This window comes from Moritella viscosa (assembly GCF_900120065.1).
Classification (GTDB): Bacteria; Pseudomonadota; Gammaproteobacteria; order Enterobacterales; family Moritellaceae; genus Moritella; species Moritella viscosa.
Window position 1 is genome coordinate 23592 of the sequence record NZ_FPLG01000035.1, and the last position, 6790, is coordinate 30381.

At 38.3% G+C, this 6790-nt stretch carries 5 protein-coding genes; 4 read left to right on the plus strand and 1 reads right to left on the minus strand.

Going from position 1 to position 6790, the window contains the following annotated elements:
• Positions 1-66: 66 nt before the first annotated feature.
• The 4 genes from BT797_RS05425 to BT797_RS05440 all read left to right on the plus strand — a co-directional run bounded on the left by BT797_RS05425 (position 67) and on the right by BT797_RS05440 (position 4718).
• Complete coding sequence (locus tag BT797_RS05425) at positions 67-1230, plus strand: glycosyltransferase (RefSeq protein ID WP_045109799.1); 1164 nt, start codon at positions 67-69, stop codon at positions 1228-1230.
• On the plus strand, positions 1227-2630 hold the full coding sequence (locus BT797_RS05430; protein WP_045109800.1) for a lipopolysaccharide biosynthesis protein: 1404 nt from the start codon (positions 1227-1229) through the stop codon (positions 2628-2630). The genes BT797_RS05425 and BT797_RS05430 overlap by 4 nt, the downstream gene beginning before the upstream one ends.
• A gap of 71 nt (positions 2631-2701) precedes the next feature.
• Positions 2702-4192, plus strand: coding sequence for a sigma-54-dependent transcriptional regulator (locus tag BT797_RS05435; protein ID WP_075471287.1), 1491 nt, complete (start codon positions 2702-2704; stop codon positions 4190-4192).
• 97 nt (positions 4193-4289) lie between these two features.
• Positions 4290-4718 carry a tetratricopeptide repeat protein gene (locus BT797_RS05440; protein WP_045109802.1) on the plus strand — a complete coding sequence of 143 codons (429 nt, stop codon included), beginning with the start codon at positions 4290-4292 and terminating at the stop codon, positions 4716-4718.
• A 213-nt stretch (positions 4719-4931) separates the two neighbouring features.
• On the opposite strand, the gene gltS is transcribed toward BT797_RS05440, so the two are convergent.
• Positions 4932-6155, minus strand: coding sequence for a sodium/glutamate symporter (gltS, locus tag BT797_RS05445; RefSeq protein ID WP_045109803.1), 1224 nt, complete (start codon positions 6153-6155; stop codon positions 4932-4934).
• Positions 6156-6790: the final 635 nt, after the last annotated feature.

A 6790-nucleotide genomic window follows, 5' to 3' on the forward strand; every position in this document is an offset into this window, starting at 1 on the left:
CTTCCACAATGCCAATATCATTATTATTTCTATACTTAGGTTAACTTTTTTGCTTAAGGTATCGCAATGAAACATATCGCGATCGTTGTTCCAGAATTTCCTATTGCCTCAGAAACATTTATTGTTACAGAAATACAGGCCTTAGCAAAGGCGGGGCACAGGGTAACGGTGTTTTGTTTTATTAAGCGAGACTTAGCCATAACACTACCTCATAACGTTAGTGTTATTGATGTCAACAGTGCATCAAATAGAGACGTTTCAAGGTTTGTAGCAAAAAGACCATTCGCAATGGCGAAAGCATTGATGTGTGCTAAAAATCAGCATGCAATTCCAACCAAGTCATTATTGTTATATGGCGCAAAGCTGGCTTATCTTGCCAGTAAGTCCTGCTGTGATCATTTTCATTGCCATTTTATGCATTGCAGTTTGGCCTATACCTTAGTAGCAGCCCGCTGGCTTGATATTGCAACGTCAAGTGTTGGTCATGGTCATGATGTATATGTGAATAATGATGATATTCAGTTCAAGCTATCTGCTTGTGATTTTAATATTGCAGTATGCCAAAGTATGGCTGATACATTTGAGAGGTTAGGGGCTAAGCATACCCATCTGTTACACAGTGGTGTAGATATATCTCGATTTGTTGTTCATCCTGCACCTGCCCATAAGCAACTAGAACTTCTTTTTGTCGGTCGACTAGTCGAAAAAAAAGGTATTGTATATGCGCTGCAGGCGCTTGCTTTAATTGCTGAAAACCAGCGTCCTCATTTAGATATTGTTGGTCAAGGTCCGTCACAAAAACAGCTCTATGACTTGGTCAAAAAACTAAAGCTGAATGCATTTGTACGTTTACTTGGTTATCGCTCTCCACATTGGATAGGGCGAGAGGGCGCTAATTATGATGGCTTTGTTGCACCGTTTTGCACTTCGGAAGATGGGGACCGCAATACAGAACCTATGGTCTTAAAAGAAGCAATGGCGATGGGACTGCCCGTGATCACGAGTGATGTAATGGGCTGTAGTGAAATTGTGACTAAGGATACTGGGTATATTGTTGCGCCGAAGGACACTATTGCGCTAAAACTCGCGATTGAAAGTTTTATGCAATGCCAAAATAATGTCAGGGAACAGATGAGAGTATTAGCAAGACAGCGCGTTGAACAATGCTTTAACGCGCAAGTACAAGCCCGTCGTTTATCTCATTTAATTGAAGGAACCAGAATTAAATGAATAGTCTGAGAGAGATGTTTATTTATGGTTTCGGTATCTTTGTACTAAAAGGATTGGGTTTCATTATGATGCCCATTGTCACCCGAATATTAACGCAAGTTGAATACGGTGAGCTTAATTTTTTAGTTAGTATTGCGTCGATGATGAGCTTGTTCCTGACATTAGGGCTTGGTGATGTATTATTCCGTTTTGCGAGTAGTCAGGTGAAAGAAGATAACGCAGCGGTAATGCGTCAATGTTTCCGGTTATCACTCTTGTGTGCGGCCATATTTCTTGGTCTTACTTTACCTCTAAGCGGACTGATTATGACGTGGCTACCCATTAGCTTACGTTTATTTGATCTGCAATTATTACTCATTAGTTTATCTTTATCTTCATTACTTACCGTGCCGTACTGCTATTTTAGAATGACACATAGGGCATTACCCTTTATGTGCTTTTCCATTGCGCAAGGCGGGCTACAAACCACGCTTTCGATAGTGTTCCTTTTATCGGGTTATGGGGTCACGGGAATGATGTTATCGAGTGCTATTAGTAGCTCGTCTATTGCAATCGGGGTGTTAATCTATTTCCGCCGTCACTTACAAGGCCGGCGTGCTTCTTTTTCAATTCAGCATTATCGCTATATTGTATTTATTGTTTTCTCGGGCATTTTTGTATACGGCCTTAATGGGGCTGAGAATTGGTTGGTAGTTATTCATCTAGGTAAACAACAATTGGCGATATTTTTTGCCGCTGGACAGTTTGGACTCATGATATCAGTCGCGTTTGAACCCTTCCGTATGTGGTGGTATGCGCGGCGTTTTAAAATTCATGATCTCGATCCAACACGAGGCGCGAAATACGCGATATTAGGTGTACAAATTGGCATGTTGTTAGCCGGTAGTATGCTATTTATGGCCCCCATATTAATGGACGTTATGCTTCCAGACAGTTACCGAGATAGTGTTAGTTTAATCCCTTGGATGTGTTTGATTATGGCTTTACGTTTTCATTCTGAGTTGTTGAATATTGGCTGTTTCTTAAAGCAAAGCGCTAAATGGACATCGATTATTGATGGCGTGTGTGCATTACATATGGTGGTTATTGGTTATTGGGCTGTTGGTGAATTTGGAATTACTGGTTTATTGCTGACCATGGTATTAACTGTATTCGTTCGCGGTGTGCTGTTTTACGTGATTAGTCAGCGATTAGTTTACTTATCTTATTGCAAATCACACTTATTTATTTCGTGGCTGGTTTTTATTATTTTATTGCTTGTACATATAAGTAAAATTGATGGTTATCGTGTTGTTGAATTTATTCTCCTCGCGATAAATACATTATTATTAGCGTATTGTTATCGTGATTTATGGCGAAATTTACAATTGAAGGTACGGCGAAGATATATTTCTCATTAATTTTTAATTCGTGACTAAAGTTAGAATATTAAGGTATGTGCCACAGGGTTGGCATGACAAGGAGTCCTTATATGGAGTTTACTGCGTTATTAGTTGAAGACAGTGCTTCTGTTGGTGCTATTTACAGTACTTACTTGCGTTCTGAAGGTGCCAAGGTTACTCATGTTAAATCAGGACGAGATGCACTTGCTGAGCTTACTCGGTGGCAACCTGATTTACTGATTTTAGATATTCAATTACCAGATGTTTCAGGTATGGATATTTTAACAACAGTGCAGCAGCGACACCCTAATATTAGTATTATTATGATTACGGCTTACGGCTCAATTGATATTGCGGTCGATGCAATGCGCGCTGGTGCATTTGATTTTTTGGTCAAACCTTTTGATGCGAAGCGCCTTTCAATTACAGTGCGTAATGCGATTAAGCAGCTACATTTAATTAATCTGGTTACCAGATATGAAAATAGTTTACCTAAAAATAACTTTCAAGGTTTCATTGGAGAATCACTCGCAATGCAGGCTGTATATAAAACGATTGACTGTGTCGCGAGTAGTAAAGCGTCAGTCTTTATCGTTGGTGAAAGCGGGACTGGTAAAGAAGTTTGTGCGCAGGCTGTTCATGATTGTGGTATACGAAAAACGAAGCCCTTTGTTGCACTTAATTGTGCAGCAATACCTAAAGAATTGATTGAAAGCGAAATTTTTGGTCATATGAAAGGTGCATTTACAGGGGCCACATCTAATCGTGATGGCGCAGCAACTCGCGCTCATGGTGGGACGCTTTTTCTGGATGAAATATGCGAAATGGACCTTGATTTACAGAGTAAGTTATTACGCTTTATCCAAACAGGGGTATTTCAACGTGTTGGCGGATCACAAGAAGAACATGTTGATGTGCGTTTTATTAGCGCAACGAATAGACAACCTTGGAATGAAGTAATGGCAGGCAGGTTCCGTGAAGACCTTTTTTATCGTTTGCATGTGATTCCTATTGAGTTGCCCCCTTTACGTATGCGTAATAATGACTGTCTTTTAATCGCTCAGCAATTATTGAGTGACTATAGTAATGAAGAGGGTAAAGCATTTAAAGGTTTTGATAATAAAGCAATCGAAATAATTACGAATTACTCGTGGCCGGGTAATGTACGAATGTTGCAAAATGTGATCAGACAAATAGTGGTTTTAAATAATTCAAATATAGTAACAAGCGCAATGTTACCCATTGAAATGCTCCAAGAAAATATAGCTGATGAACAGAAACGAAATCCACATTTATTAGCATTTGATGACTATTTAAATTTACTGCCTCCACGCAAACATTTACCAACACTGATCTCTCATGACAGCGACAACTTTAAGCCTGAGAATGTAAGGCTAGTAGCGGAGGTGGAGGATGATATAATTCCATTGTGGCAAAGTGAAAAACAGATTATTGAAAATGCGATAGCACATTGTAATGGTAATGTTCCAAAAGCAGCAGCCTTGCTTGATATAAGTGCATCAACGATTTATCGGAAGCGTCAGAGTTGGGCACAGTTCTCATCAATTAATGCAAATTGATGAATGATTAAATTATATTTCGGTTTTGCATCAATTTAGCTTTACATGATAAGGATTATCAAATATAAATGAGAATCATTATTATTAGGGCGTCGTTATGCAAACTTGGAAAGTGTTGGTGGAAAATGGAAACAGTTGTTTTGATTCAAAATCTTGGGAAGATGCTGAGTTTTGTTACCAAAATGCAGTCGAGCAGATAAAGCAACAGTGGGAAAATGATCCTGAAAATGAAGAGCTGCTCATGGCTTGGATTTCTGTTCAGCATAATTTAGCTGCAGTCTATGAAGAACAAGGCCAACATTATACCGCACTACGATATTTAACCATGCCGCATCAGTGGATGATGGCATTATTACGTGGCGAATCTGTATCGGACACCTTCAAGTCATTAGCGACAAAAGCGGTTAAAGTTACCTTGATACCATTATTGGATTTTAGTCGTCGTCACCCTATCTGTGAATCTTGTTTTGATGCTTTACAAATATCACCCGAATGGCTTGCAGATACCCAGCCAACGATTCATTAATTTAATCACATATAATAATAACCATCTATTTATGTAATTGGGGAGGGGTAATGGTTTTTTTATGGACTGTACCGATGATTTTAGCCGTTTTTTATATTGTAATATGTATTCGACGTGCGAATCGAGTTAAGCCAAAGCTGAAATAGTAGTTGGGTATATGAGCATTGCTATGTTTATCAGGTCTGATATTTACAGACCTGATAAACTGGAACTTTATCCAATAAAACTGATGTAACCTTGCAGGATAATCAAGTTAACAATATCAATGAAGAAGGCGCCCACAATAGGCACGACCATAAATGCTTGTGGCGAGGGGCCGTAGCGTGAAACAAGTGAACCCATGTTCATTACCGCCGTGGGCGTTGCACCAAGACCAAAGCCGCAATGTCCGCCAGCAATAATCGCTGCATCGTAGTTTGAACCCATTATTTTGAAGGTGACAAAATACGAGAATATCGCCAGTACAACCGCTTGCACTGCTAAGATGATAAGCAGTGGTAATGCTAAATCAAAAATATTCCACAATTTGAGATTCATTAATGCCATTGCTAAGAACAGTGATAAGGCAACTGTACCAAGGATATCAATTGCTTCACTGTTTATTTTATAACTTTTGGTTACTTCTGTTGTGTTGGTGAAGATCACGCCTAAAAATAATGCATAAACAAAGTCAGGAATTCTCAACCAAGAGATATTAAGTAGTGACACGGCTTGTTCAACATAGCCTGCACCAACAACACAAGTTAACAGAATAAATAGTGTTTCAATGATACTTTTACCTGTAATACGATCTTCTTCTAATTCGTTGTAAGTGACGAGTTCAGGAAACTGTTCGTGGTGGTTAGTACCAATACCATACTCGGATTCTAAATTATGTTTGGTAATGAGTCGTTGGGCAATCGGACCACCGATAATACCACCAATCACTAAGCCAAAAGTCGCGGCTGCCATCGCTAATTCAAGAGTATTCATTCCGTACAAATCATAAAATGTTTGAGACCAAGCAGCTCCAGTGCCATGACCACCTGACAAAGTGATTGAGCCCGCAATTAAACCTAGGATGGGTTCAAGGCCAAGCATCGTTGCTAAGCCCACACCAATACCATTTTGAATAATAATATAGAGAGATGCTACGGCTAAGAAAAGGAACACTTTTGAGCCGCCTTTCAGTAGCTGAGTATAACTGGCAGCTAAACCGACGGTACTAAAGAACATGAGCATCAATGTACTTTGTAAGGGGAGAGAAAATTCAAGTGTGATATTTTGAAAGTGTAAAAGGGTAATTATTATTGCCACGAGCAATCCACCGACAATCGGTTCGGGGATATTAAAGCGTTGCAGTGCTGGGATTTTTTTATTAATGATATGCCCTAAAAATAGCACTAAAAATGCAATTAAAAAAGATTCGAGTTCACCAATTGAATAAATAGTATTCATATTACCTCTTGGTTATTTATCAGTCCGATGTGTTTTACTTAATCTGAAATGAATGTGAGTAAACAGATCATAACGCTGATTCTATGATTGAAGTTGATATTTAATACCGAGTAAATAGTGTGGTGGGATGAATCCTAACCATTGATATTACAGTCTCATGATTGATGACTGGATTGTTTACTCTGAGCGTTAAATACTTATTAAATATCTAGGTGCCATACCTAAATACAGAAACAAATTTTTACCCTGTGAACGGGAAGATTTGCAGTTGAGCTATCTATTATGGATAGGTTAATTAAAAATAGTGCCTGAATATACCATATTCTCATATTTATTCATTATTTATAGTTAAACACTGATGTTTTAACCATACAAACCACTAATTCTGTTTAGAAATATACTCGAAAGATATGCCTACCATTAATTTTAATAAAAATCTTCATTAATGTTAATAAGTGTGTTCTTCACGTGTAAATTCATTGTAAATATCAATGAGAATGATAGTGATTCTTATTTGTATTTGATACATTGTTGACACTCAAAGATTTATGGCAACCTTAGGAAATTCTAGATGTCTTGGAACAAGAAGTATTTAACCACATCCATTTTATTGGCTGTATAGAACCACTAAGAAT

Coding starts and splice junctions, on each gene's coding strand:
- BT797_RS05440 (WP_045109802.1), top strand. CDS start 4,290: ATGCAAACTTGGAAAGTGTTGGTGGAAAATGGAAACAGTTGTTTTGAT.
- gltS (WP_045109803.1), bottom strand. CDS start 6,155: ATGAATACTATTTATTCAATTGGTGAACTCGAATCTTTTTTAATTGCA.
- BT797_RS05430 (WP_045109800.1), top strand. CDS start 1,227: ATGAATAGTCTGAGAGAGATGTTTATTTATGGTTTCGGTATCTTTGTA.
- BT797_RS05425 (WP_045109799.1), top strand. CDS start 67: ATGAAACATATCGCGATCGTTGTTCCAGAATTTCCTATTGCCTCAGAA.
- BT797_RS05435 (WP_075471287.1), top strand. CDS start 2,702: ATGGAGTTTACTGCGTTATTAGTTGAAGACAGTGCTTCTGTTGGTGCT.